Source organism: Algoriphagus aquimarinus, assembly GCF_900112005.1.
GTDB classification, from domain to species: Bacteria; Bacteroidota; Bacteroidia; order Cytophagales; family Cyclobacteriaceae; genus Algoriphagus; species Algoriphagus aquimarinus.
This window is the reverse complement of sequence record NZ_FOKK01000021.1, coordinates 60602-85279: the sequence shown is the minus strand read 5'-3', so window position 1 is coordinate 85279 and position 24678 is coordinate 60602. Positions and strand designations below refer to the sequence as shown.

Here is a 24678-nt window from a genome sequence, read left to right as displayed (position 1 = left end):
AAGTATCAAATCAGCTGTAGCATGACAGAAAGCTATGATCCATACCAAAATGCGGTGGCAGAAAGAGTCAACGGAATACTGAAACATGAATTTATTCTGGGGATCATAATCCATGATTTAGAACTGATGGACAAACTGATAAAAGAGTCTATTTATATTTACAATAATGAAAGACCACATTGGAGTTGTCGGATGGAAACACCAACCAAAATGCACCTGCAAGACAGCATAAAGATTAGAACCTACAAAAAGAAAAATAGCACCGTGTCGAAACCCGATGCTATCTAAATTATCCTTTAAAACTGTAACGCCTATTCAGGACTAGTCATAATTTTAATTTACAACTCAATTCGCAGCCTTAATCTGATAATGCCTCAGCGGTTTTTCTCCCATTAGATGCTCAATGAAGTAATCCCAGCGCTTTTTTGTGAAGTAATCGCCAGCTGTTCTGCCAAAGCTGTGATTGCGACTAGGCCAGATAAATAAGTCAAAATCTTTTCCTGCATTGATCAATGCTTCCGCAAATTTAAAAGTTGCCGAAGGGTTTACATTTTCATCTATTCCTCCATGAGCCAAGAGCAAATGACCTTTGAGATTGGCTGCATTGGTGATATTGGATTGTTCATGGTAGAAGTCTCCGGTTGGATATCCCATGTACATTTCCGGCCACCATGCCTTTTCCATTCGGTGATCATGATCTCCAGCCGAAGCAACGCCAACTTTATAGAAATCCGGGTGTAGCAGCATCGCCCTTCCAGCATCGTATCCACCAGCTGAGTGACCAAAGATTCCTACTTTGTCCACATCCATAAACTTGTTTTTAGCTGCCAATTCCTTAATAGCCAAGACGTGGTCAGTGGTGCCGTCTCCAAGGTTATTATAAGAGACGTCGTTGAAAGCTTTTCCTCTGCCATGCGTGCCAAGACCATCTACAGTGACTACCACAAAACCAAGTTCAGCCATCGGCTGCTGCAAACCTATCAGTCCAGCTTTGAAAGTCTTTGGCGTAATGTCGATGTGAGGGCCTGAATACGTGTAATCTACGATTGGATACTTCTTCTTGGAACTGAAGTCTGTAGGCACATAATAAATCCCATAAATGGTAGTTTCCCCATCTTTGGCCGTTGCAGTGAATTGCTTAGGTGCTTGGTAACCTTTTTTGACAAGGATAGAAATGTCAGCTTTGGAGACTTCATGGACAACTTTCCCTGTCTTAAGCTCTCGAACCACCGAAACAGTTGGCTGATCGACTGTAGAATAATTATCAATAAAATAGTCCTTTCCACTGCCATAACTGATGTCGTGAAAAGCATTTTCAGGAGTCAATAACTCAAGGCCTGTACCGTCGAAATTAACCTTATAAACAAATGAATAATATGGATTTACGTTTTCCTCCTTGCCTGAAGCCTCGAAGTAGATATTATTGTTTTCTTCATCAATGGAAAGCAGGTTTTTGACCACATAATCGCCTGAAGTAATTCGATTGATAAGTTTCCCAGTCTTCCAATCCATCAGATAAAGCTGGTTCCAGCCAGATTTCTCTGTTCCCAGGATAAATTGTCCATTGTCCAGTTTCACGAAAATGTTGTCGTTGTTGATATGGGTGGGTGATGACTCCGAATAGACTTTTCGTATTTCTTTGGAGTCTGCATTGATTTCTAGCAAGTCAAAGCTTTTAAAACCTCTTTGTAAATAGGTACCGTAGAGATTTTCACTGTCGCTGTCCCAATTGAAGTACATTCCTATGAAATGCGGGAGAGACAGGCTAGGGAATTTGTTCTCTTTTTTACTTTCCAATTCGAACAAAACAGGCGTGTACATCACTACTGAGGTGTCTCCAGGTGAAGCTCGGTAATAGCCCATGAGTTGGGGACGGAATTTATCATCCTGACTATTGTCTAAAAGCAGCATCTTCTCTGCTAATCTTAAATCCACAATCTGGGTCTGGATTTTTTTTGAATCTGGTGACCAATTGATGCTTAGGTGTTCAGGGCGCACCCCGTTTTCACCAAGAACCATGTCTGACCAGCCCCAGAATGAAGCGTATTCATAGTCTTTTTTCCCGTCGTAACTCAGTTGAATCTCCTCTCCAGTTTCCAGGCTTTCTACGTAAAGATTGAAATTTCTTACATAAGCTTTCCAGTTGCCATCAGGGGAAATAGATACAGATCTATCTCTAGAATCAGCCGTAGGTCTTTTTGACTCCAGTGTTCCTTCTTTATAAGTCCAGCTTTTATTCATCCATTCAAAGAGAATTGATCCATCTTCTTTGACTTGAATACGAGTGAAAGGCAAGTCAGAGGCGGCTATAGTTTCCCCGCTTTTTTCACTTAGCAACTTGGCTAATTCCTTATGGTCAAAAGCTTCTTTGGTTTCTCCCTTTTCAATATCTGTCAGAAAAAATCGCTTGCCATCTTTGGTATACGTTTGATGCCAAAAGCTCTTTTTATCATCTAGCCAATTTGGAATAACATCTAGATGAAAGACTTCTTTTTGGATGTTTCCACTGAGAAAGTACTCAGCTTTGTGGTAAGTGTCCTCGGTGATTTGGCCAAAGGTATTTTGAGTAAATAGGCCAATTAGGAGAATAAGTAGCGATGGAAATCGAATAGCTTTAAACATAAAAAAGGGAGATAACTTGGGATCTCAAGGTATCCCCAATTAATTGAAGAAACACTTTAGAAATTGACTTAAAGTGATCCTATTTTGTAAATGGCGCTAGTTAACCAGCAGTTTCATAGGCTTTTTTGATCCATGTGATGACTTCTGAACTTACATCTTTTTCATCTTTCAGGTGTATCTTATGACTACACATGCCATTGGTTTTGGTGTCAATTTCCAAAACACCTTCCGGGGGATGACCTTTAAGATTGATGCCAATTTCATAGCGGGTTTTGGTAGCAGGTATGAGCATAGCAAACTGTTTTTTACGTTTAATACTCACGTAAGCATTTTTAGGTGCGAAGGCTATGTCAGTTCCAAAAGCTTTGATTTCTTTACTTAGCTTATCAAAAATCGGTAAAAAATGTTCCTTGCCTTTGTATTGCTTGATGGTCAACTCATCTGTATCTGATACTGATCCAGCATCAGATTTCAGCGCTTTATGCGCGACTAGGTTTGCAAAACCATGGGTAAAGGCATGCTCGGTTTTTAAGAATTTGAGAATTTCTCCATGCTTTTTGAAATCTTCTTTTTGAACAATCGCAACCCATTGAGCTAGGCTTTTGCCTGTGTTTTTCTCAAGATTGTCGATCATGGTTTGCGCTGCTTGATCCATAATTTATTAGGAGGTATGTGTTTCTATTTCGCAAAGAACAGGAAAGTGATCTGATGCTTTTTTGAGGGAATCGCTTACAGCTTGGATTATTGGATTGCTCTTTTCTAAAATTGGGTTCCAGACTGCCCCTTTTAAAACCTTCAGACCTTGACTAGCTAGTATATGATCAATCAATACATTGATTTGATCTCCCGTGATTCTGTCTTTGTATTTGCTGGAATTTGGGGTGTAGCCATAGCTGTTAAGTCTTGGTTTGGGCAGAACTGGTTTTAATACAAATTCAGGTTTCCAGACATCTCCCAATAAAATCTCTACAGCACTTTTGGCAAATTTGTTTTCATAGAAATCCAACTCAAAACCGTCATTGATATCGCCCATCACCATGACTTGCTGATTTTTCTCCAAATACTCATCACAGCGCTCACGTATAGACATGCATTCTGCAAATAACTTCAGTCGATCCCTTGCTGAAATCTGCTCAAATCTGGCGTAATCTACCATGTCGAATATCCCTTTTGACTTGGTATGCGCAATAATGACTCTTGTAATCAGTGAATCATCCAATCCAAGTATACTCAATTCAAGCGGTGGACGGTAATGCTTGTACTGTTCTTTGATCAGTCGGTTTGTGGTGTCTTGTAGGAATGGCTCATCAAATCGACGTCCAGCCTTAGTCTCAGGAGTAAAGAGAACGTTGACTTTGTCGGGATTATAAATGGCACATAGTTCCTGCTGACCGGCAGAAGGGAAGCCGTGTATTCCTTTGAAATTGGAATCGGGGATGAACATTTGAGTCCAGATTTCCATTTGCCGGGAAGCGGTTTTTGATCCGTCTACGAGTGTATTAGGACCTTCCACTATTCCAAGAAAATCTGGATTCATTGCTTTGATCACATCGGCCAGTTGAACACTCCTAGTGAGTTCCTTCCCTGTTGTTTTTGGATTTCCGTCGGTGTCAAAAAGATCCCGCATCCATTCTACATTGTATACGCCAATTTTATATATCATAAAAATGTAACTTAGGTTAAAAATCAACCTTAAGTTACATTTTTTATAGGTATATACCTGATTAGCATGTTATTGTATTTACACTTTGATGTAGATTTTCTTTTTGTCCATCCACAATCCAATCAACCATATGACGAGCATATAGCTAAAAGCGAAAAGGAATGAAGCCATTTTTGGAGCTAGCCAGCTGGTATAGAAATTAGTATAAATGAATCCTTTTAATGTGGTATCACCGACAGGAATCATAGATAAAAGAGTGACTACAAGTCCCGATAGCACATATAAAATCAGTGGGTTTCTTCCGAAAACCTCGAAGAAATAGGTCCAACCTTTCCAGTTTTTGATCTCGATCACTGCCACCAACAGGGCTAAAAGAACTAAGTCAATGCCAGTGGTTAACAGAACATAAGAACTTGTCCAGATCTTTTTATTGATAGGAAATAGAAGATCCCAAGCGTAACTCACAACAATAAGAACCACTGCTATGCCGAGCAATTTCTTTACAGCATCCATGGTATTTCCCAATTTCTGGATCATTTTGCCAGCTAAGTAACCTGCGATCACATTTACGATTCCCGGTAACGTGCTTAATATCCCTTCTGGGTCGAAAGGAATTCCCTCACCTCCATACATTCTTTCAGGGCCTATTAGTGCAAGGTCTAGTTTGATTGCTGCATTGCCTGTAAGGCTATAAGGATCAGAAGCGTCTCCGAAGAAATACATTATCGCCCAGTAGCCGAGAAGTGCGATTGCACTGAAAATCCAGCCTAATTTTATCCCACCGTAATACAGGACGATAGAGGCGAAGAAGTAGCATAAGGCTATTCTCTGCAATACGCCAAACAAGCGAACTTCAGTAAGGTCTATGAAGCTGATTGCTCCCGAATCAGAAAGGTCATAAAAAGGAAAAGCGTTGAGAAGCCAGCCTATTAGGAAAATCAAAACTGTCCTTTTTCCTACTTTTTTAAAGAAGTCAGCGGCATTCATTTGCTGAAGCTTTTTCATAGAAAAGCTCATCGCGTTGCCGACTACAAATAGAAATGTCGGAAAAACCAGATCAGTCGGTGTGAAGCCATGCCAGTTTGCATGTGCGAGAGGCGCAAATAAATTGCTCCAGTCTCCAGCTGTATTGACTATGATCATAAATGCAATTGTCAATCCTCGTAACACGTCCAGTGCCAGATATCTGTTAGATATACCTGGGGAGATAGAATTTTGGGTCATCTTAAGGTGGGGTAAATTGGGATGAAAAAGATTACATATCCATTAAGCTTCAAGATAAAATATTATCTTGTTTTTCACTTTACTACTCACTTTTTATCAAAGGAAAATACACTATTTATGAAAAATATATCTGTTGAAGATTTCAAAATAACCAAGCCAATATCCTTGAAAGATGTCTCAACCAGTTTGGATCTGGAAGCATCTGAAAAGAAAAAGGAAAAGGAACTAAACAAGTTGAGAGAAAACCTCAGCGAGCATCAGGATATAATGTATGCTCACAATAAGTATTCTGTACTTATCTGTCTTCAGGGAATGGATACAGCAGGCAAGGATAGTTTGATTAGAGAAGTGTTTAAAGAATTCAATCCTCGGGGAGTGGTAGTTCATAGTTTCAAGACTCCTTCCACTTTGGAGCTACAGCATGATTACTTGTGGAGGCATGTTGTGGCCTTACCTCAACGTGGAAAATACGGCGTTTTTAATCGCACGCATTATGAGAACGTATTAGTCACACGAGTTCATCCTGGTTATATTTTGGGTGAAAATATCCCTGGGATCAATTCAGTAGATGATATCACCGTTGATTTTTGGGAGAAGCGATTTGAGCAGATCAATAACTTTGAAAAGCAGATCAGCGATAACGGGACTATAATTTTCAAATTCTTTCTGCATCTGGGTAAAGAAGAGCAAAGACAGCGATTGCTTCGTCGGTTGAATAAAGCGAAGCATAATTGGAAATTTTCGCCTGGAGATCTAAAGGAGCGGGATCGATGGGATGATTATCAGAAGTGCTATGAGGAGGCGATTAACAAAACCTCCAAGCCACATGCACCTTGGTATATTATTCCATCAGATAATAAAGAAACAGCCCGTGTTTTGGTTGCGAAAATCATCTATGAGCAAATGAAAAAGATGAAAGATATTCAGGAGCCAGAATTGGATGAAGCTATCAAGGAGAATATAGAAATGTATAAGGATATCCTTTCTAAAGAAGTAAAGTAGGTTGAAAATTGTATTTTAAACTGATATAAATGCGTAAAAAAAAATTAAAGATGTTTTTGATATGATCTGAATTTTAGTAGCTTCATATACTTTTAAGGTATTGATTTTTAACCAGTTGAATTTTTGCTACTATGAAAAATTTACTCAGATTCCTCGTAATTGTATTCATTTTTATTTCATGTAATCCAGATAAAACCTCGATTAAATCAGAAAGTGTTTCGCCTGGATCACTGGAGAAAGAGGTATATAATGTTGAATTGTATTTTGATGAATCATCAGGTTTGGTGCCTCTGAAAAATAATCCTAACTGCAAAAACAGCCTAGACGACAAAGCATGTCAAATTGCTGCAAATGAGCTTAGAAATAGCATTATTGAAAAAATCAGGAAAATAGATTCATCTATTGTGGTAGATACAATGCATGTCAGAGTTTATCTAGATGTATCAGTTTACTTGGATAGTCTAAATAAGGGTCAATTTAAAAAACTAGAAGCTGCAGCTACAGCGAATAATTATGTGATTTCTCAAACATTTGAAATCCAAGCTAGACGACCGATTATGCAAACTGATTATATACAGCAAGCAAGGCGCCCAATAATGCAGGAACAATTTAGGTATGATTCACTATCCAAAACTAGTATGATGGTCAAAGAAATTGGTGGTGGTCAACCCGGCTCTTCAATTCCAACTCATCGTGTTTGGATAGTTGACAGTGGAATTGATTCCACACATCAAGATCTTAATTTTGGACAAAGTGAGGCTGCTCTTTCGTCTGATTTTTCTATGGGTAATAGCAAAAATCCATTTGAGGATGGTTACGAACATGGAACATTTTTAGCCGGAGCGATAGGAGGACTAGCCTCTTCCAAGCCAATTTTCGCTGAGGGATATGGTATAAATGGAGTTTTTCCACTTGCAAAAATGGTTTCGATTAAGATTTTTAATAAATCAGGTAACACGAACAGTGGAAGAGTTACATCGGCCTTGTCCTATGTATTTAGCTACGCAAAGTCAGGAGATGTGGTGAATTTAAGTTGGGGACTGAATATCTCCTCTGGAGATTGTGAAGCAAATCAGTATAAAAAGATATATGAATGGATTGATAAGCTAGCAAGCAAAGGAGTATATGTTGTAATGTCTGCAGGAAATGAAGCACAGGAATCATCGACCAATTTCCCTGGATGTATTGATTTAGCATCCCAGCCAGCTTCTACTAAATCGAAGATTTTCACCATCGGATCTGTTGAAGTTCCAGTTTCTGGATCCTATTATTACTCTTTCTTCTCAAATTACGGAAGACCTTCTGTTGATTATTTAACTCCTGGAGAGGATGTTTTCACTACTGCCCCAGGTGGCAAATACGTGCTAGTGTCAGGGACTTCTGTGTCCGCAGCAATATTCTCAGGGATTCTTTATCATAATTCCGGCGTAGGTACTCTTGCAATAATCAAAAGAGGCGCCGTCCCTGGAGGTACTAATCCTGATTATCCAGTTGCGAAAGTTGGAAATTAATGCTCAGAAGCTAAATAAGTGATAGCTGATATTAAAACAGAGGTTTAAAATTAGCTATCACTTTTGTTGACCCAGATCGTTGGATTGTAGTTCTTGATTTAGCTCGTACAATTTTGTGTCTATTTGGTTTAGGACCGACTGCAATGCAGGATCCTTTAGGTAGTCTTTAAAAATTGGGTTTGTTCTGATTTGAAATTCATCCCTAAACCCACTTGAATATGCTTGATTCAGATACTGAACAAGTTTTGTTTTGTTTTTTTGAATCCCTTCTAACTGCGCCAGATCGAACCATAGATTCGAATCATTTTTAATTGATTCCACAGAAGTTTCCCGTGCATTGAGTGCTATGTCAGTCAGTTTCTTTGCTTGAGATTTGTCACCCTTTTGTAAATAGGCATGAGCTAAAAAAATTGGAGTGGAATCATAAATATCATTTACAGTATTGGGGTTAAGTTGTATGACTTTTTCAAATAGCTCAATTGACCGATCCATATCTCCAGCCATAAAAGCAATGTATCCGGCTGAGGAGTAATTGTAGACTGAGTTAGTAGTATTATTCTTTAAGATTATATCAATCATCTTTAAAGCCTTTGTTTTATCCCCTTTTTCAAGATATACATAGGCAATTTGTTCGGCCGTTAAAGCATCAAAAGTGATTGAGTTGGATTTTTCTAACCATTCGATTGCAGTCTCATGGTGACCCAAGATTCTATAAATCCAACCAGTGATTTGAGTAGGTATATAATTAGAAGGATTTAAGGAAGCAGATTTGATTTGGAGATTGATTGCTTGGATTAGGTCTCCCTGTGTCATGTAAACTGTTGCAAGATTTCCAATGGCACCGCTAAGGTTGGGGTTAAGTACTAAGGCCTTTTCCAAAGACATCTGCGCAAAATCAATTTTACCTTGATAATAGTATACAGATCCTGATGACTTATATGCTTCTTCAAGATAAGGATCAATTGCCAAGGCGTGAGCACTTGCATTGATGCTGGAATCCAGCCAATTTTCTGTTTCACCGTAATAGACAAGTCTAGCGTAGGAGTCGGCAAGTCCTGTATAGGCCAAGGCATAATTAGGGTCGATTTCGAGGGCGGATTTAAAATGCTTTATTGCTTCTAAAGTTTCGCTTTTGTTGCTTCTACCGTAACTTTCTTTTGCTTTTAGAAAGAGCTCATACGCTTCAAAACTGTTAGTTTGTTCTTTAGAAATCTGCTCTTTTTCTTTTGTGCTTAGATTGATATTAAGTACTGTAGCTATTTTGGTAGCGATTTCGGATTGGACTTTGAAAATGTCCTTCACCTCTCTATTGAAGGTTTCAGTCCAGAGATTTTTATTTTCTAAAGGATCTATCAGCTGGACATTTATTCGGATTTTATCTCCAATCCATTCTATTGAACCTTGGAGGATAGTGCTCACATCCAACATTCTAGCAATAGAATCCAACGGGATTTCTGAGTATTGATATTTAGATACAGCATCCTTGTCAATCACCTTTATGCCTTCAATTTTAGAAAGGTGTGATATAACATCCTCCGTGAGCCCATCTGCAAAAAATATCAGATCAGGATTGGAAATGGTGTTTGTGAATGGTAATACTGCTACCGATTTGTCCTTTTCCCAAGTGTAATCATTCCATAGTATTGAGTAGATCAAAAAGATTGATAGGAGTATGGCTACACCTAGTCCAACCCAAAACTTCCAAGATTCTTTTTCCTGAGATTTTAAGGTGGTAATCATTTCCTTGCGTTTGGGAACCGCAAGTGGGGTATTGCTGAGAGCATGAATATCTAATTCTTTCGCGACGTTTTTGAGTCGAAAAGATCCTAAGCTTACATGTGTTAATTCTGAGTTTTTAGGGATTTGCTCTAATACTTTGTGTGAAAAAAGCACACAAGACGGTACACCTATGCTTTGAACTCGTGATGCGACATTAACCGCATCACCAAAAACATCTCCATGGTCTAAAATGACTCCTCCGCAGTGTAGACCTATTCGAAGTTTAAGTTCTCCTGTTGTGATCCATTCCTTTTGGATCTCAAGGCTTGCTTTCAAGGCTTCTTCAGCTGTCTCAAAAGTAGCCAAGATTCCATCACCAAGTTCTTTGATTACTAAGCCGTGGTATTTACTCAGAACTCGTGTGTGAAGTTCCAGATTCTGCTTCATCAGCTCAAAAGCATACTCTTCATCTTGGCCCATCAGTAGGGTATATCCTACTATGTCAGAAAAATATAGGATCGATTGCTTCCGATTTAGCTCCTGATTCATGAAAAATTGTAAATGAGGGTAAGAAATCTACATTAACTCAATTAAGAGTAGCAATTAATCTAATCATTTTTCAGGAGCTTAGAAAATACCAAATGTAAAGATCGATACTGATTTACAATTAGTTAATCAGTTTTAACTTAAGTCAAGATTGTTCCTATACGGTTTTTCATTTTCACTGATTGAAAATCACCTCATCCACAAATACCCATGCTTTGTCTCCTGGGTTCTGATGCCATTTAGGTAAATGAGCAAGAGGAGTTAGTGTGATTTTAAGCTTGTCGTAGTTCGTGTTTTCTAACTCAAGAGTTAGAAGTTCTGACCGTGCTGATAAGGCTTTTGTAGACACAGCAGGAGAATTGCTCGCTAGAGTCTTCCATGTTCCATTTTCCAACCCTTGAACGCTCACCTTTTCAGGAGGGAAAATATGTGCCGCTTCATTGTAAAGAAGACTCAGAGAAATTTCTTTGGCTTTAGATAAACCCTTAAAGTCTACTTCCAAAACCATCGGTTCATCCTGAAAGCCCAACCATTTTTGCCCATGATTTGATGCATCAGCTTTTTCTAAGTCGAATAGAGTCGCGGGCCCTGAAGCCTTATACTTTGAATTAGGCTCGTAAACCAGCGAGAATTCAGATGGCTTGATTCCAGAATGCATGAAAACCGATTCAGTAGGTTTAGAGCCATTCCAATCCTTTGCAAATGCTTTTGCTATGACCTTTCCGGTATTCGTGACAAATATTGGTTTGGTATAAATCGTACTCGATGTACTATCTGGCTCGGTTCCATCAAGTGTGTAGCGGATCTCAGCTGTTTTAATAGGGTGAGAGAGCTTTATCTCAAGACTGTCCTGATAGATCATCTCTGCTTGAGAAATGATTGGGCTGTTCAAATCATAAATAATTCCCTTACCGTCAAATCCAAAGTCTATTACAGTTTCTGGAAGTGCCTTTTTAATGGTTTCCTGATCTTGACTACTCATCGCGGTTTCCCATAAATAAAGCTTTTTCAAAGACTTCATTTTTGCGAGATTTTGTATAGATGCCTGATCAACTGTGTTGCCGGAAATGGCCAAAACTTCTAAGGTGTTCAGTTCAGAAATCACCTTCATCTGATCAGCATTCAAGTCTGTGAAGTTCAGTTGAAGTTCTTCCAGATGCTTGAAGTCCTTCAAAAACTTAAGATCCACACCAGCCAAAGGCATTTTGTTCAGACTAAATCGGACAATTTGGTCTTTGACTATTTTTAGGTCTGAAAGTGATTTAGGAGGAAAAGCAGAAATGCCAAAATATGAGACATCCAATGCAGGAGACTCAGGAAAAAGAGCCTGAATAGATCTGTATGAAGTATTTAATTCCTGAATATCTTCTTTGTCTGCAGCGTCAAAGGAATAAATTTTATTGCCTTCAAACTTCACTGAAGCCAACTGGTAAAGTTCATTTTTAGCAGGAAGCGTAACCAGCTTTTGCTCAAAACTAGCGCCTGAAGCAACCCATTCACTTAAAATCAATAGTTCTTCTTCAGTTAATTGAGCCTTGTTCTTTGGAGGCATGTGCTTCTTGTCATCTTCAGGAAGGTTGATTCTCTGAATTAGTAGTGACTTCTCAAAATCTCCAGCAAGTACAAATGGACCGGATTTTCCTCCTTTTTGTAAGCCTTCGATATGATCCATTCTTAGCTCTCCTTTGATCTTTCCTTCTTTATGGCAACTGATGCATTTTGCCTGCAAAATAGGCTGAACCACATCTCCGAAGATTTCAGCTTCAGCTAAAGGGATTACTTCAATTTCATTTGACTGAATGGGAGCCAGAAGAAAATCTTCCCCGTGTGTCAATCCTGCACCCCAATGACCTGTAGCGATTATAGCTATGGCTAACGCGACACTAGACAACCGTATAATATTTGCTTGGATAGCTCTGAAAAAATAGAGCAAGACACAGCCTCCGAAAACCACCAGACCTCCCCATTTGTGCCAAGTAAGTATCTCACCGGTATATTCTTCCTGTGCCAAAATCAGCCCAGCCAATACCGTGATTCCTGCGAAATTACAGCCGGCAAGAAAACTGATTTCACCTATTTCTCTAATCTCAGGTTTCTTGTCAATTCCTGGAATCCAGAAAAAAAGCAAGCCCATTAACAGCAATACAATAGGGAAGTGTAATAAAATGGGATGGCTTCTGCCGACTACCTGTAGCCAGTCAGGCAGCACCAGAGAATTTCCCGCAAGGGTGATGATGAGTGTGAGACCTATCCAAACAAAAAGAGTGCTTTCCAGAATAGATCTGATCGAAGAAATCTTGAACATATGGTTTCTAAGCAATTAAGTCTTTTACTACTTTGCCTGAGACATCGGTCAGACGATATCTTCTTCCTAAGTGTTTGTATGTCATGCGCTCGTGATCAATTCCCATAAGGTGAAGGACAGTAGCTTGGAAATCATGCACGTGCACAGGGTTTTCGGTGATGTTGTAGCCAAATTCATCCGTCTCGCCATAGACCATTCCGGACTTTACTCCGCCACCTGCCATCCAGATAGAGAATGCGCGTGGATGGTGATCACGACCATAGTTGTCAACCAATATTTTTCCTTGGCAATAATTTGTTCTTCCAAATTCTCCACCCCAGATTACGAGGGTTTCATCCAATAAACCTCTTTGTTTCAAATCTGTAATGAGAGCCGCCGAGGCTTGATCCACATCTTCGGCTTGAAGTCGCATTTCATTTGGGAGATTGCCATGTTGATCCCAACCTTGATGATAGAGTTGTACGAATCGCACACCACTTTCTGATAGCTTTCTAGCCAAAAGACAATTGGCGGCATAGGTACCTGGAACTAGACAATCTGGGCCGTAGAGTTTGATGATACTCTCTGGCTCTTTGGAAATATCAGTCATTTCTGGGACGGCTGTCTGCATGCGGTAAGCCATTTCGTATTGCTTTACTTTAGCAGAAATCTCAGGATCATTGAATTGCTGCATGCTTAAATTATTCATTTCAGCAATCTGATCTATCATTTTCCTTCTTTCGGAGCGACTCATTGATTCAGGGTCTTTGAGATAAAGTACTGGATCTTCAGAATTGGAAAACTGAACGCCTTGGTGAGTGGCATCTAGGAAGCCATTACTCCACAGTTTAGAATATACTCCCTGTCCATTGCCTCGTCCACGACTTAGCAAAACAGAAAATGCCGGAAGATTACTATTCTCAGATCCTAATCCATAGCTCAACCAAGATCCCATACTTGGGCGATTTCCTACCTGAGCACCCGTTTGGAAGAAAGTAAGCGCTGGGTCGTGATTGATCGCATCAGTATGCATGGATTTCACGATACAAATATCATCGACAATTCCAGCAGTATGTGGGAAAACCTCTGATATCCAAGCTCTTGATTCTCCGTATTGGTCAAATTTGTAATGAGAACCTACTAAAGGAAAAGAAGATTGACCAGCGGTCATTCCGGTGAGTCGCTGCGTGCCACGAATAGATTCAGGGAGTTCTTCTCCCATTCTTTTATTCAAAAGAGGCTTATAATCAAATGATTCCAATTGACTTGGAGCACCATTTTGAAATAGATAAATAACTCTTTTCGCCTTTGGAGCAAAATGAGGAAGTGCTTTCATCATCGCTTCTTCAGCCTCAGCTTTTCCAGAAAAAAGATCAGGAACCAATAGAGAACCCAGTGCCAGACTTCCAACCCCAAGGCTAAGTCTAGAAAGAAATTTCCTTCGGTTGTGATTTAATCCTTCTTCTAATATTTCCTTTTCCATGTCAGCTCTTGGTAATGGTTTCTTCCAGATTGTAAATACTCACGATCACTTGCATGAGCGCTGCAGTTTCTGGATTGATATTTTTTTGTTCCAGTGGATATTCACCTACGCTTAAAGTAGGGAGTACTTGGTCTGGATTTTTACTAAATCTCTCTAATTGATCTTCGTAATAGGAGAGAAGGATAGACTTTTCCTTGCTGCTCATATCTCTGCAAACAATACGTTTGAATGAATTGGCTATAGCATTATCTTCATCTGTGTACTCGTCCCACATTTTGCTTGCTAGCACACGGGATGCTTCCAATATCATCGGGTCATTCATCATCACCAGTGCTTGTAATGGTGTATTGGTTCTACTTCTTCCTATTTCACATCGATCACGATTACTGGAATCAAAGATTATCGCCTTCGGTGGAGGGACAGTGAGTTTGATGAAATTATATAGACCTCTGCGATAGAGTTTGTCTCCTTTATCTTGAATATAGGTTGCCAAAACGCCTCTTCCAGAGGTAGCAGCTTCCCATATACCTTCAGGCATATATGGCTTTAGACTTGGGCCTCCCAATGTTCTCACCAAAAGTCCGCTACTAGCAAGTACCAAGTCCTGAATATTTTCAGCAGGTAAACGAAGTCGGGGAGCTCTTGCCAGATATAAATTTGCAGGATCAGTATTGAGATGCTTTTCAGTAATTACAGCTGACTGCTTGTAGGTAGCAGAGCTAAGAATTTGCTTCATCAATCGCTTTATATCCCAACCATTTTCCATAAAATCTACTGCCAGCCAATCCAATAACTCAGGATGGGTAGGGAGGTCACCTTGCATGCCAAAGTCACCGGCAGATTTTACTATTCCTTGGCCGAAAATCTCCTGCCACATTAGATTTACAAATACTCTAGCTGTCAGAGGATTTTCTCTAGCTGTGATCCATTTTGCTAAGCCCAGACGGTTCTTTTCAAGATCTTCTGGAAATTCCATAATGGAACTAGGCGTAGATGGTTCTACTTCAGTAGTAGGTGCATCATAGACCCCGCGGTCAAGTATGTAGGTTGGTCGCTGCTCATCGAGCTCGCCCATTACGGAAATACTCAGTTTGGCTGTATCTGCATAATTGATGAAACCCATAATGCCAGAAATATCTTCCTGGTCTACAAAGAGAATAGGAGTTTTAGCTGGCTTGGATTGAGAAACATCACCTTGATATCCTTTTTCAGGTGTATTATTGAAAAAGGCAAACATCTCATAATACTCTTTTTGAGAGAAAGGATCGTACTTATGGTCATGGCATTGGGCACACTCTATCGTAATGCCTAATAGACCTTTGCTCACCGTGTTTGTCTTATCTAGGACGTATTCGATTCGGTATTCCTCATCGATTACACCACCTTCTTCTGTGTATTTGTGGTTTCTATTAAAGGCTGTTGCCAAAATCTGTTCTTTGCTTGCATCCGGCAATAGGTCTCCAGCAAGTTGCCAGGTGACAAATTTGTCATATGGCATGTTTTCATTGAAAGCATGAATTACCCAATCTCGATAAGGCCACTGAGTTCTGATATTGTCATCCTGATAACCATAGCTATCAGAATACCTGGAAATATCCATCCAAAGAATGGCCATTTTCTCACCGAATCCTGAATCTTCTAGCAAACCATCCAATAAATCTTCATAAGAAAGCTTACCAGTGAAATCTCCAAATCTATCCAAAACTTCAGGACTTGGAGGGAGCCCTGTCAGATCTAAACTTGCCCGCTTGATCAGTTCATTAGGCTTAGCTTCAGGATTAGGTTTAAGTCCTTTTTCCTTCATTTTCTTCAAAGCAAAGCGATCTATTTCATTGATAGTCCAGTCAGTCTCTTCTGGAAGTTTAGCCTTTTCTGCTTTTACAAAAGCCCAGTGCGGTTCATATTTAGCTCCTTGCTCGATCCACTTTTTGATCAGTTGAATTTCCGAGTTGGATAAGGCAAGATTAGATTCTGGTGGAGGCATTAGCTCTCCTGGATCTTCGGAAATGATCCTATGGTAAACAGTAGATTCCTCTAAGCTTCCAGGCTTAATCACAAAATGATTTGGATCTTCTTTCAGTGCAGCATAAGCACCAGCTTCTGTGTCAAGGCGTAGGTCTGATTCACGTTTGTTTGCATCAGGGCCATGACAAACAAAGCATTTGTCAGAAAGAATAGGTCGGATATGGAAATTATAACTTACCTGTTCAATATCTGACAGTAGTATTTCATCGCTCTGTTTTGGGCTACAACTAAAGATTGCTAAGCCAAAGCAAGAGAATGCAAAGAGTCGTAAAATTGGGGAAGATGTCATTATTGGGTTAAATCGATATTAAAATCGCTTTCAAACTAGTGATAATTTGGACAAAAGCTGTCCTGACAGTAAAATTATTCTCGACTTTTTTTAATTAAAGAAAAAAAACTTATGCTAAAATATTAATTAACAGATAAATGTTTTGTGATTTTTCAAGAAAAATATTTTTATCTCCTGGCGTGATATAATAATGCTTTTAAACAAAAAAAGCTGCCCAGTTGGACAGCTTTTCTATATTTTATGTATTGGAATTATCCTTTAATCACGGAGAAGTCAAAGTCTTCCAAGAACTTCGTAGTGAAGTTTCCTGCTTTGAATTGCTCATTTTCTAACAATGCGATATGGAAAGGAATAGTGGTTTTGATACCGTCAATTACAAATTCCTCGAGAGCTCTTTTCATTCTCACGATCACTTCTTCTCTAGACTGACCGCTGACAATCAGCTTGGCAATCATGGAATCGTAATTAGGAGGAATCACATAGCCTGCATATACGTGTGAATCAATTCTCACACCACGTCCACCAGGAACATGAAGGTTTTGAATCTTTCCTGGACTTGGTCTGAAACCATGCGTAGGATCTTCTGCGTTGATTCTACATTCCATAGCATATAGCTTAGGATAGTAGTTTCTTCCAGAAATAGTCTCACCAGCAGCCACTTTGATTTGTTCTTTGATCAAGTCAAAATCAGTAACTTCTTCGGTGATGGGATGCTCTACTTGAATTCGAGTATTCATTTCCATGAAGAAGAAATTGCGATGCTTATCTACAAGGAATTCTACTGTTCCAGCGCCTTCGTATCCTATCGCCTCAGCCCCTTTGATGGCAGCTTTACCCATTTCTTCGCGAAGTTCATCCGTAATGAATGGGGAAGGAGTTTCTTCAATTAGTTTCTGATGTCTTCTCTGAATGGAGCAATCTCTCTCCGAAAGATGACAAGCTTTTCCTGTTCTATCTCCGATGATTTGAATCTCTATATGTCGAGGTTCCTCTACATATTTTTCAAGGTATAGGCCATCGTTGCCGAAGGCTGCACCTGATTCCATTCTTGCATCATCCCAAGCTTTTTTGAATCCTGATTCTTCACGAACAATCCTCATTCCTCGACCACCGCCACCGGCAGTTGCTTTTAGAATGATAGGATAACCCATTTCAGTTGCGAGTTTGACACCTTGCTCCATGGATTCCAAAATCCCTTCAGAACCAGGGATAGTTGGTACGCCAGCAGCTTTCATGGTTGCTTTGGCCGTAGCCTTGTCACCCATTTGGTTAATCATCTCAGCACTAGCACCGATGAATTTGATTCCGTATTCTTCACAGATTTTAGAGAATTCTGCATTTTCAGAAAGGAACCCATATCCTGGGTGAATTGCATCTGCATTAGTGATTTCAGCAGCTGCAATGATTCTAGGGATATTTAGATAGGAGTCGCGGCTTGGAGCCGGGCCTATACAGACAGCTTCGTCTGCAAATCTTACGTGCAAACTATCTTTATCCGCAGTGGAGTAAACTGCCACAGTCTCTATCCCCATCTCTTTACAAGTACGGATGATTCTTAGGGCAATTTCGCCTCTGTTGGCGATTAGTATTTTTTTAAACACAGCTATTTATTTTTTGGTGAAAAAATTAACCCGCTGGATCTACAAGGAATAATGGCTGATCATATTCTACTGGAGTAGAATTGCTAACCAAGATTTTGACGATTTTACCGGAAATTTCAGATTCGATCTCATTGAAAAGCTTCATAGCTTCGATGATACAAACTGTTTGTCCAGTTTTGACAGAATCTCCTACAGCTACAAATGGATCTGCATCCGGGCTGGATGTCAGGTAAAATGTACCAATCATTGGGGATTTGATCTCTACCAAATTAGATGGGGTAGCATCTGCAGCAGGCGCTGGAGCAGCTGCTGGAGCTGGAGCAGCAATAGCCGCTGGTGCAGGAGCTGCAGCCATTTCTACCATTCTTGGAGCATTGGATTCTGCATATTTCTTAATAGAAAGTTCAAACTCGTCAGTCTTGATTTTAACTTCCGCCAAACCAGAATTGGAGATGTAATCGATCAACTCCTGAATCTCTTTTGCTTTCATAGGTCTATTATTTAGAGGTGCCCTAAGGCAGTTTTTTAAATGGGTTTTAAAACAATAAAGCTGTGTAATTTAATGAAATCACACAGCTTAACTAAGTTATTTTACTCTTTCTGAGTAGGAACCATCGCGCGTATCCACCTTGATTAGGATATCTTGCTCCACGAATAAGGGCACCATTACAGTAGCTCCAGTTTCTACTGTAGCTGCTTTCAATGCGTTTGTTGCCGTGTCACCTTTGATGCCAGGCTCGGTGTAAGTAATCATTAATTCTACGAAAGGAGGAAGCTCAACTGATAGTGGAGTTTCTGTCTCGTCATGAATTAAAATATCAACAAACTGCCCGTCTTTCAGAAGGTTAGCTCTTTCTATAAGTTTTTCTTGTATAGAGATCTGCTCGAAAGTGGTAGTGTCCATGAAGTTGTAGCCCATGTCATCAGCATACAAAAACTGATGAGGTCTTTTTTCCACTCTAGCAGTTTCTACTTTTTCTCCTGCATTGAAAGTTTTGTCAAGAGTCTTCCCTGACGTAATGCCTTTCATTTTTGTTCTTACAAATGCAGGGCCTTTTCCAGGTTTGACATGCTGAAACTCCACAATAGAGTAGATGTCATTATTCATGACCAAACAAAGTCCGTTTTTAAAATCTGCAGTACTAGCCATAATATTATTGTTGTATTATTTTTCTATAAACTTATTTTGGGTCGTAACCCCACTTAAGGTATATCGATCCCCAAGTGAATCCGCCACCAAATGCAGCAAGAATCAAATTGTCACCTTTTTTTAATTGACTTTCATAGTCCCAAAGGCAAAGAGGTATAGTTGCGGCTGTTGTGTTACCGTACTTTTCGATGTTCATCATCACTTTTTCAGAGCTGATTCCCATGCGATTGGCAGTAGCATTGATAATTCGGAGATTTGCCTGATGTGGTACAAGCCAAGCGATATCATCTCCTGTCAATCCGTTTTTCTCCATTATCTCGGCACTTACATCCGCCATGTTTGTTACTGCGAACTTGAACACCGTTGAGCCTTCCTGATAAGCATAGTGCTCATCAGCGTCTAAGGTTTCTTGAGTGGCAGGTCTGCGACTTCCTCCAGCCTTCATTTGAAGATAGTTTGCTCCAGATCCATCAGACTTAAGAATTGAATCAACGATGCCTAGGTCTTCAGTAGTAGGCTCAAGCATTACTGCTCCTGCACCATCACCGAAAAGTATACATGTTGCTCTATCCTTGTAATTAACAATTGAAGACATTTTATCTGCTCCGACTACAATTACTTTCTTGTGCGTCCCACTTTGGATGAACTGATTACCAATTTGAAGGGCATATAAAAATCCTGAACATGCGGCTCCGATATCGAAACTGTAGCTGTTTTTTGCGCCGACTAGGTCCGCGATAATGTTTCCCGTAGCAGGGAAAGGCATATCAGGAGTAACGGTTGCACAGATGATCAAATCAACATCAAGAGGATCAGTTCCTGTTTTTTCCAAAAGACCCTTGACGGCTTCGGCACCCATTACTGAAGTACCTTGATTTTCTCCCTTAAGTATTCTTCTTTCTTTAATTCCTGTTCTTGAGACGATCCACTCGTCATTTGTTTCTACAAGCTTCTCAAGTTCTTTGTTAGTCAACCTGTATTCCGGAACGTAACCTTGTATTCCGGTGATCATGGCTCTGAGTTTGTCCATTATGCTGGGGTTAAGCTAAGACGATCAAATCAAAATCATCTCAAACTGTTTGTTATGGATGTGTTGTATCCTGTAAGGAAGGCAAAAATATTACAATTGTCATTCTCTACCAAAATAAATCCATCATTGGAAAGGATTAGGCTTGATAAACAAGTGTTTTGAATTAGGCCAAAAGCAAAAAAAATCCATTTGCTACTTGCAAATGGATTTTTTCAGTTTCAAATGACTGATTAAGCCAAGATTTCTTTCTCGATGATAACTTGTCCTTTGTAGTACAATTTACCGTCCAACCAGAAAGCTCTGTGTGGTAGGTGCATTTCACCTGTAGTTGGGCATTTCGCCAAACCTGGAGCCTCCAACTTGTAGTGAGTTCTTCTTTTATCTCTTCTGGTTTTCGAAATTTTTCGTTTAGGATGTGCCATTTTATGCGTGGTTTATAATTATTCCTTATTTTTTAATTTTTTTAAAAGATCCCATCTAGGATCAACTGCACTGTTATTATCTTCATTAGAATCTGATTCGTCGTCTTGATCCTGAGAATCTTGCCCATCTATATAGGCGTAAATTCCCTCTCCCTCGTACTCCTCATCATCCATCTCATTTCTGTAGTCAGGATGAATCTTCTTTGCTGGTAATCCCAACAAAATAAATTCATAAATCAACTGAGCTACATTCACTTTCGGAGTGTCCCGAGTGATCATGCTCATGTTTTCGTCGATTTCTTTTTCCTCTGAACCGTATTTGAAAATCATCTTTTCATGAAAATCCAAAGGCTCTTCAAAAGACTCCAGACTTCTATCACAGGTTAAGGTTACTTTACCCGCGATATGAAATTTCATTTCAATTAAGTTGGCTCCGACTTTCATCTTGATCCGTACGATCAAATTGCCTTTTTTGACAAGTTCGTTGTCTTCGAAGTGTTGGAAAAATGAATCTCCAATCTCGAAGTCAATTTCGTGGATGCCTTCGAGGAACTTAATGACCTCAATATCAAATGTTCTCCAGAATTTCACGATACCTCCTCTCGATTTAAGACCGCAAAAATAGTGAATTATTATAAAAGGATGAAAGAGATTTTGAAATAATCTTTGGTTTAGTCTGATTATTTTTATTTTTGAATGGTCAGACTGAATCAATCATCCCATTAATCATTGCTCTGTGCGTAACTCGCAACATGCCTGTCTGTTTCATTCAGACTAGATTTCAATTAATAAATCTCCTTTTTTCCTTCTCAATCCTCCGATTCTTGTGGGTTGTGTAATTGAATAATGTCTGCTGCAAGGAAAATAGCTGCCCTCATGGAGCCTTCGTCTGCCAGATTTTTTCCTGCAATATTATAAGCTGTACCATGATCTGGTGATGTTCTCACTACAGGCAAACCTGCGGTGAAGTTTACGCCAGTACTGAATGCCATGGATTTGAAAGGTACTAATCCTTGATCGTGATACATAGCCAGAACGCCATCAAATTTGGTTTGGTGTGCCATTCCGAAAAATCCATCAGCGGGATAGGGGCCAAAAACCATCTTGTTTTGATCCTTTAGCGCATGAATTGCTGGCTTGATGATTTTTTCTTCTTCCTCGCCTAATAGTCCATCTTCACCAGCATGTGGGTTAAGACCCAAGATTGCGATTTTAGGTTTATTGATACCAAAGTCTTTTTCAAGGCTTTTAAGAAGAATTTTAGCTTTCTGATTGATTCGTTCCTGAGTTACATTCTCAGCCACTTTTGCCAAAGGCACATGACCGGTAACTAATCCTACTCGTAGCTGTTCTGATACCATTAACATCAAACTTTCTTTTGATCCTACGGCTTCAGTGATGAATTCTGTATGTCCTACAAATGGAAGTTCTTCAGAATTCACGTTGTTTTTATTCAGCGGAGCTGTTACCAACGCCTGAATCTTTCCTTCTTTCAGATCATTTACAGCCATCTTTAATGCTTCCAAAGCAAATTTCCCCGCTTCATGCGTTTCCACACCGGGAATAACCTCAGGACATTCTTCGGTTACATTGATTACATTGATGCGCTTGTGCTGAATCTCGTCCAGGCTTTTAATTTGCGCAAAATTGAAATCATCTAGCCCCAATTGCTTTCTATAGAAAGTTATCGCTTTACCATGTGCATAGATTAGCGGGGTAAAGGACTTGTAGGTTCTATTGTCAAGCAAGGCTTTCATGGTGACTTCTACGCCTATACCATTGATATCGCCAATACTTATTCCGATAATGGGTTTGATCTTTCGTGGATGCATATAAAATATAATGTGGACTTGATGTTAAGGTTTGGTCATGCCTACCTCAGTTCGCTAGTCCTTTAGAATTATTCTCTTAATTTTGATTTCGCTAATTTATAAAAATTTATCTGAGCTAACCGATGGAAAAGGTCAAAGCCAAGAAACACTTGGGACAACACTTTTTGACCGATTTGAGTATTGCGGAGCAAATAGCGCAAGCGGTCAAAGGTCATAATGAAGTAAGCAAAGTCCTTGAAATTGGGCCTGGTATGGGTGTGCTTACGGATTTCTTATTGAAAGGAAATCTGGATCTACACCTAATCGATATCGACAAGGAATCTATTGCTTATCTGCATAAAAAATATCCTGAATTAGGGGATAAGATCATAGAAGGGGACTTTTTGAAAATGCATCTTCAAGAGGCATTTCCGGACAAGTTTGCCATTGTGGGCAATTTCCCATACAATATATCCTCACAGATTTTCTTCAAAGTACTGGATGTAAAAGATCAGGTGACGGAAGTGGTGTGCATGCTGCAAAAGGAAGTAGCGGAACGTATTGCTTCGCCAAAAGGAAATAAAGACTACGGGATATTATCTGTGCTTTTGCAGGCTTATTACGATATAGAATACTTATTTACTGTTCCGCCTCATGTATTTGATCCTCCTCCGAGAGTCAATTCCGGAGTGATTCGTCTGACTCGGAATACAACGGAAAAGCTGGATTGCAACGAAAAACTTTTCAAGCAGGTGGTCAAAGCTGGTTTTGGGAATAGAAGAAAAACACTTCGAAACTGCATGAAGCCTTTTAATCTTCCCGAGGAGTTTAATTCAAATCCGATTTTGGATTTACGCGCAGAGCAATTGGATGTGGCTGAATTTATATTTCTAACTCAAACAATCGAAGCTTCTCGTGGAAATAATTAAGCAGTTTGAACTTTCGAAAGAATACTTAGAAAGCCTCCAGCAAGCGATTGAAGCCGAGAATTTAAACTTCATCCAGGAGTCGCTGGATGGAGTGAATGTGGCTGATATTGCTGCACTGCTCGATGAGTTGTCGATGGAAGACTCCATCTACGTGCTTCGAGTGCTGGATGCGCAGTTGTCTGCAGATATTATTATCGAGCTGGAAGCTACGACTCAGCATAGAGTTCTGAAGGAGTTGGACGTTCAAGAAATGGCCAATTTGATTGAGCTGATGGACTCCGATGATGGTGCGGATATTCTTAATCTTTTCTTGGAAAGGGAGAGAGAAGATATCATCAGCCACTTTCAGGATAAAGTAAAGTCAGATCAAATACTCGAACTCTTACGATACGATCAGGATACAGCTGGTGGTATTATGGCGAAGGAATACATTCGAGCCAATAAGAACTGGAATGTCGTTCAGACAATTAATGAGATCCGTCGTCAGGCAGAAAATGTAAGTAAGATCTACTCTATTTTTGTTGTCAACAATAGACAGCAATTGATGGGGATCGTGTCCCTAAAGCGGATCGTCCTAGCATCAGAGGAAACGAAGATCGAGGATATCTATGAGGAAGAGGTGATTTCTGTGCCTACTTATATGGATCAGGAAGAAGTAGCTCAAGTCATGCGTAAGTATGATTTGGAATCACTTCCGGTGGTGAATAGCAAGAATAAGCTGGTGGGTAGAATCACTGTCGATGATATCTTGGATGTAATTCGTGAGGAAGCCGAAGAAGATATTCAGGCGATGACGGGTATATCCGATACAGTCGATGAGTACGATAGTGTAATCAAGCTTTCCAAAGCCAGATTGCCATGGTTGCTGATTGGTATCTGTGGTGGTTTGCTAGGAGCGGGGTTTATAGGTTTTTTCGAAGAAGGGCTTAGCAAAGTAACAGCACTTGCCTTTTTTATTCCTCTCATTACAGCTACTGGGGGGAATGTTGGAATTCAAACTTCCTCCATCGTAGTGCAATCCTTAGCGAGCAAATCAATTTTTGATGATTCGATGGCCAAGAGATTTCTGAAGGTGTTGCTAGTAGCAATATTGAACGGGTTGATCTTAGCTACTTTCGTATTTGGCGTGGTTGTTTTATTTTACAAAACCGACGTAGCATTCGCGATGGTCGTATCAATAGCCTTGTTTTCAGTTGTATTACTTGCCTCATTTATGGGGACGATAACACCGATCATACTTGATAAAATAGGTATAAATCCGGCTTTGGCTTCTGGACCTTTTATCACCACAGCAAATGACCTCATTGGTCTTGCAGTTTACTTTTTAGTCGCCATGTCTTTATTACACATCTAATTTCTTTCAAAAA

Annotated in this window: 20 protein-coding genes; 5 read left to right on the top strand and 15 right to left on the bottom strand. The window is 39.8% G+C overall.

Annotated elements, in window-relative coordinates; genetic code table 11:
• Positions 1 to 288 (top strand): integrase core domain-containing protein (locus tag BM291_RS19560; RefSeq protein ID WP_139229148.1); only part of this gene is annotated, 288 nt, incomplete at its 5' end.
• 57 nt (positions 289 to 345) lie between these two features.
• Here BM291_RS19560 and BM291_RS19555 read toward each other — a convergent pair.
• The 4 genes from BM291_RS19555 to BM291_RS19540 form a co-directional block, all read right to left on the bottom strand.
• Positions 346 to 2622 carry a S9 family peptidase gene (locus BM291_RS19555; RefSeq protein ID WP_092900892.1) on the bottom strand — a complete coding sequence of 759 codons (2277 nt, stop codon included), beginning with the start codon at positions 2620 to 2622 and terminating at the stop codon, positions 346 to 348.
• A gap of 100 nt (positions 2623 to 2722) precedes the next feature.
• The gene (locus tag BM291_RS19550; RefSeq protein ID WP_092900888.1) at positions 2723 to 3277 is read right to left on the bottom strand and encodes a DUF4287 domain-containing protein; all 555 of its coding nucleotides are present in this window, start codon (positions 3275 to 3277) and stop codon (positions 2723 to 2725) included.
• A gap of 6 nt (positions 3278 to 3283) precedes the next feature.
• Complete coding sequence (locus BM291_RS19545; protein WP_092900885.1) at positions 3284 to 4285, bottom strand: endonuclease/exonuclease/phosphatase family protein; 1002 nt, start codon at positions 4283 to 4285, stop codon at positions 3284 to 3286.
• 78 nt (positions 4286 to 4363) lie between these two features.
• On the bottom strand, positions 4364 to 5509 hold the full coding sequence (locus BM291_RS19540; RefSeq protein ID WP_092900882.1) for an acyltransferase family protein: 1146 nt from the start codon (positions 5507 to 5509) through the stop codon (positions 4364 to 4366).
• Between the two features lie 117 nt (positions 5510 to 5626).
• Between BM291_RS19540 and BM291_RS19535 the strand changes: the two genes are divergently transcribed.
• Positions 5627 to 6511, top strand: a complete 885-nt coding sequence (locus tag BM291_RS19535) for a PPK2 family polyphosphate kinase (protein ID WP_092900904.1) — start codon at positions 5627 to 5629, stop codon at positions 6509 to 6511.
• 131 nt (positions 6512 to 6642) lie between these two features.
• On the top strand, positions 6643 to 8022 hold the full coding sequence (locus tag BM291_RS19530; RefSeq protein WP_092900879.1) for a S8 family peptidase: 1380 nt from the start codon (positions 6643 to 6645) through the stop codon (positions 8020 to 8022).
• A 57-nt stretch (positions 8023 to 8079) separates the two neighbouring features.
• Here the strand turns inward: BM291_RS19530 and BM291_RS19525 are convergent, their stop codons facing one another.
• The 11 genes from BM291_RS19525 to pdxA form a co-directional block, all read right to left on the bottom strand.
• Positions 8080 to 10290, bottom strand: coding sequence for an adenylate/guanylate cyclase domain-containing protein (locus tag BM291_RS19525; RefSeq protein WP_092900876.1), 2211 nt, complete (start codon positions 10288 to 10290; stop codon positions 8080 to 8082).
• Positions 10291 to 10462: 172 nt separating this feature from the next.
• Positions 10463 to 12592: a c-type cytochrome domain-containing protein gene (locus BM291_RS19520; RefSeq protein WP_092900873.1), complete on the bottom strand. Its 2130-nt coding sequence runs from the start codon at positions 12590 to 12592 to the stop codon at positions 10463 to 10465.
• A 7-nt stretch (positions 12593 to 12599) separates the two neighbouring features.
• Positions 12600 to 14054 carry a DUF1501 domain-containing protein gene (locus tag BM291_RS19515; RefSeq protein ID WP_092900870.1) on the bottom strand — a complete coding sequence of 485 codons (1455 nt, stop codon included), beginning with the start codon at positions 14052 to 14054 and terminating at the stop codon, positions 12600 to 12602.
• A 1-nt stretch (position 14055) separates the two neighbouring features.
• On the bottom strand, positions 14056 to 16368 hold the full coding sequence (locus tag BM291_RS19510) for a PSD1 and planctomycete cytochrome C domain-containing protein (RefSeq protein ID WP_092900867.1): 2313 nt from the start codon (positions 16366 to 16368) through the stop codon (positions 14056 to 14058).
• 251 nt (positions 16369 to 16619) lie between these two features.
• Positions 16620 to 17969, bottom strand: coding sequence for an acetyl-CoA carboxylase biotin carboxylase subunit (accC, locus tag BM291_RS19505; protein ID WP_092900864.1), 1350 nt, complete (start codon positions 17967 to 17969; stop codon positions 16620 to 16622).
• A 25-nt stretch (positions 17970 to 17994) separates the two neighbouring features.
• Complete coding sequence (gene accB / locus BM291_RS19500) at positions 17995 to 18459, bottom strand: acetyl-CoA carboxylase biotin carboxyl carrier protein (protein ID WP_092900861.1); 465 nt, start codon at positions 18457 to 18459, stop codon at positions 17995 to 17997.
• Between the two features lie 96 nt (positions 18460 to 18555).
• Positions 18556 to 19119 carry an elongation factor P gene (efp, locus tag BM291_RS19495; protein ID WP_092900858.1) on the bottom strand — a complete coding sequence of 188 codons (564 nt, stop codon included), beginning with the start codon at positions 19117 to 19119 and terminating at the stop codon, positions 18556 to 18558.
• Between the two features lie 31 nt (positions 19120 to 19150).
• On the bottom strand, positions 19151 to 20149 hold the full coding sequence (locus BM291_RS19490) for a beta-ketoacyl-ACP synthase III (protein ID WP_092900855.1): 999 nt from the start codon (positions 20147 to 20149) through the stop codon (positions 19151 to 19153).
• A gap of 230 nt (positions 20150 to 20379) precedes the next feature.
• Entirely contained in the window at positions 20380 to 20571 is a 192-nt protein-coding gene (gene rpmF, locus BM291_RS19485; RefSeq protein ID WP_057938136.1) for a 50S ribosomal protein L32, read from the bottom strand.
• 18 nt (positions 20572 to 20589) lie between these two features.
• Positions 20590 to 21162 carry a YceD family protein gene (locus BM291_RS19480; RefSeq protein WP_092900851.1) on the bottom strand — a complete coding sequence of 191 codons (573 nt, stop codon included), beginning with the start codon at positions 21160 to 21162 and terminating at the stop codon, positions 20590 to 20592.
• Positions 21163 to 21380: 218 nt separating this feature from the next.
• A complete protein-coding gene (pdxA, locus tag BM291_RS19475; protein ID WP_092900848.1) occupies positions 21381 to 22403 on the bottom strand; it encodes a 4-hydroxythreonine-4-phosphate dehydrogenase PdxA in 1023 nt (340 codons plus the stop codon).
• Positions 22404 to 22525: 122 nt separating this feature from the next.
• On the opposite strand from pdxA, the gene rsmA reads away from it, so the two are divergent.
• The gene (gene rsmA / locus BM291_RS19470) at positions 22526 to 23311 is read left to right on the top strand and encodes a 16S rRNA (adenine(1518)-N(6)/adenine(1519)-N(6))-dimethyltransferase RsmA (protein WP_092900845.1); all 786 of its coding nucleotides are present in this window, start codon (positions 22526 to 22528) and stop codon (positions 23309 to 23311) included.
• Positions 23298 to 24665, top strand: coding sequence for a magnesium transporter (gene mgtE, locus BM291_RS19465; protein ID WP_092900842.1), 1368 nt, complete (start codon positions 23298 to 23300; stop codon positions 24663 to 24665). Before rsmA ends, mgtE begins: the two co-directional genes overlap by 14 nt.
• The last annotated feature ends 13 nt before the right edge of the window (positions 24666 to 24678 follow it).

Excerpts from the sequence above, each read along its gene's own strand:
- BM291_RS19555 (WP_092900892.1), bottom strand. The coding sequence starts at position 2,622 with ATGTTTAAAGCTATTCGATTTCCATCGCTACTTATTCTCCTAATTGGC.
- BM291_RS19550 (WP_092900888.1), bottom strand. The coding sequence starts at position 3,277 with ATGGATCAAGCAGCGCAAACCATGATCGACAATCTTGAGAAAAACACA.
- BM291_RS19545 (WP_092900885.1), bottom strand. The coding sequence starts at position 4,285 with ATGATATATAAAATTGGCGTATACAATGTAGAATGGATGCGGGATCTT.
- BM291_RS19540 (WP_092900882.1), bottom strand. The coding sequence starts at position 5,509 with ATGACCCAAAATTCTATCTCCCCAGGTATATCTAACAGATATCTGGCA.
- BM291_RS19535 (WP_092900904.1), top strand. The coding sequence starts at position 5,627 with ATGAAAAATATATCTGTTGAAGATTTCAAAATAACCAAGCCAATATCC.
- BM291_RS19530 (WP_092900879.1), top strand. The coding sequence starts at position 6,643 with ATGAAAAATTTACTCAGATTCCTCGTAATTGTATTCATTTTTATTTCA.
- BM291_RS19525 (WP_092900876.1), bottom strand. The coding sequence starts at position 10,290 with ATGAATCAGGAGCTAAATCGGAAGCAATCGATCCTATATTTTTCTGAC.
- BM291_RS19520 (WP_092900873.1), bottom strand. The coding sequence starts at position 12,592 with ATGTTCAAGATTTCTTCGATCAGATCTATTCTGGAAAGCACTCTTTTT.
- BM291_RS19515 (WP_092900870.1), bottom strand. The coding sequence starts at position 14,054 with ATGGAAAAGGAAATATTAGAAGAAGGATTAAATCACAACCGAAGGAAA.
- BM291_RS19510 (WP_092900867.1), bottom strand. The coding sequence starts at position 16,368 with ATGACATCTTCCCCAATTTTACGACTCTTTGCATTCTCTTGCTTTGGC.
- accB (WP_092900861.1), bottom strand. The coding sequence starts at position 18,459 with ATGAAAGCAAAAGAGATTCAGGAGTTGATCGATTACATCTCCAATTCT.
- efp (WP_092900858.1), bottom strand. The coding sequence starts at position 19,119 with ATGGCTAGTACTGCAGATTTTAAAAACGGACTTTGTTTGGTCATGAAT.
- BM291_RS19490 (WP_092900855.1), bottom strand. The coding sequence starts at position 20,149 with ATGGACAAACTCAGAGCCATGATCACCGGAATACAAGGTTACGTTCCG.
- rpmF (WP_057938136.1), bottom strand. The coding sequence starts at position 20,571 with ATGGCACATCCTAAACGAAAAATTTCGAAAACCAGAAGAGATAAAAGA.
- pdxA (WP_092900848.1), bottom strand. The coding sequence starts at position 22,403 with ATGCATCCACGAAAGATCAAACCCATTATCGGAATAAGTATTGGCGAT.
- rsmA (WP_092900845.1), top strand. The coding sequence starts at position 22,526 with ATGGAAAAGGTCAAAGCCAAGAAACACTTGGGACAACACTTTTTGACC.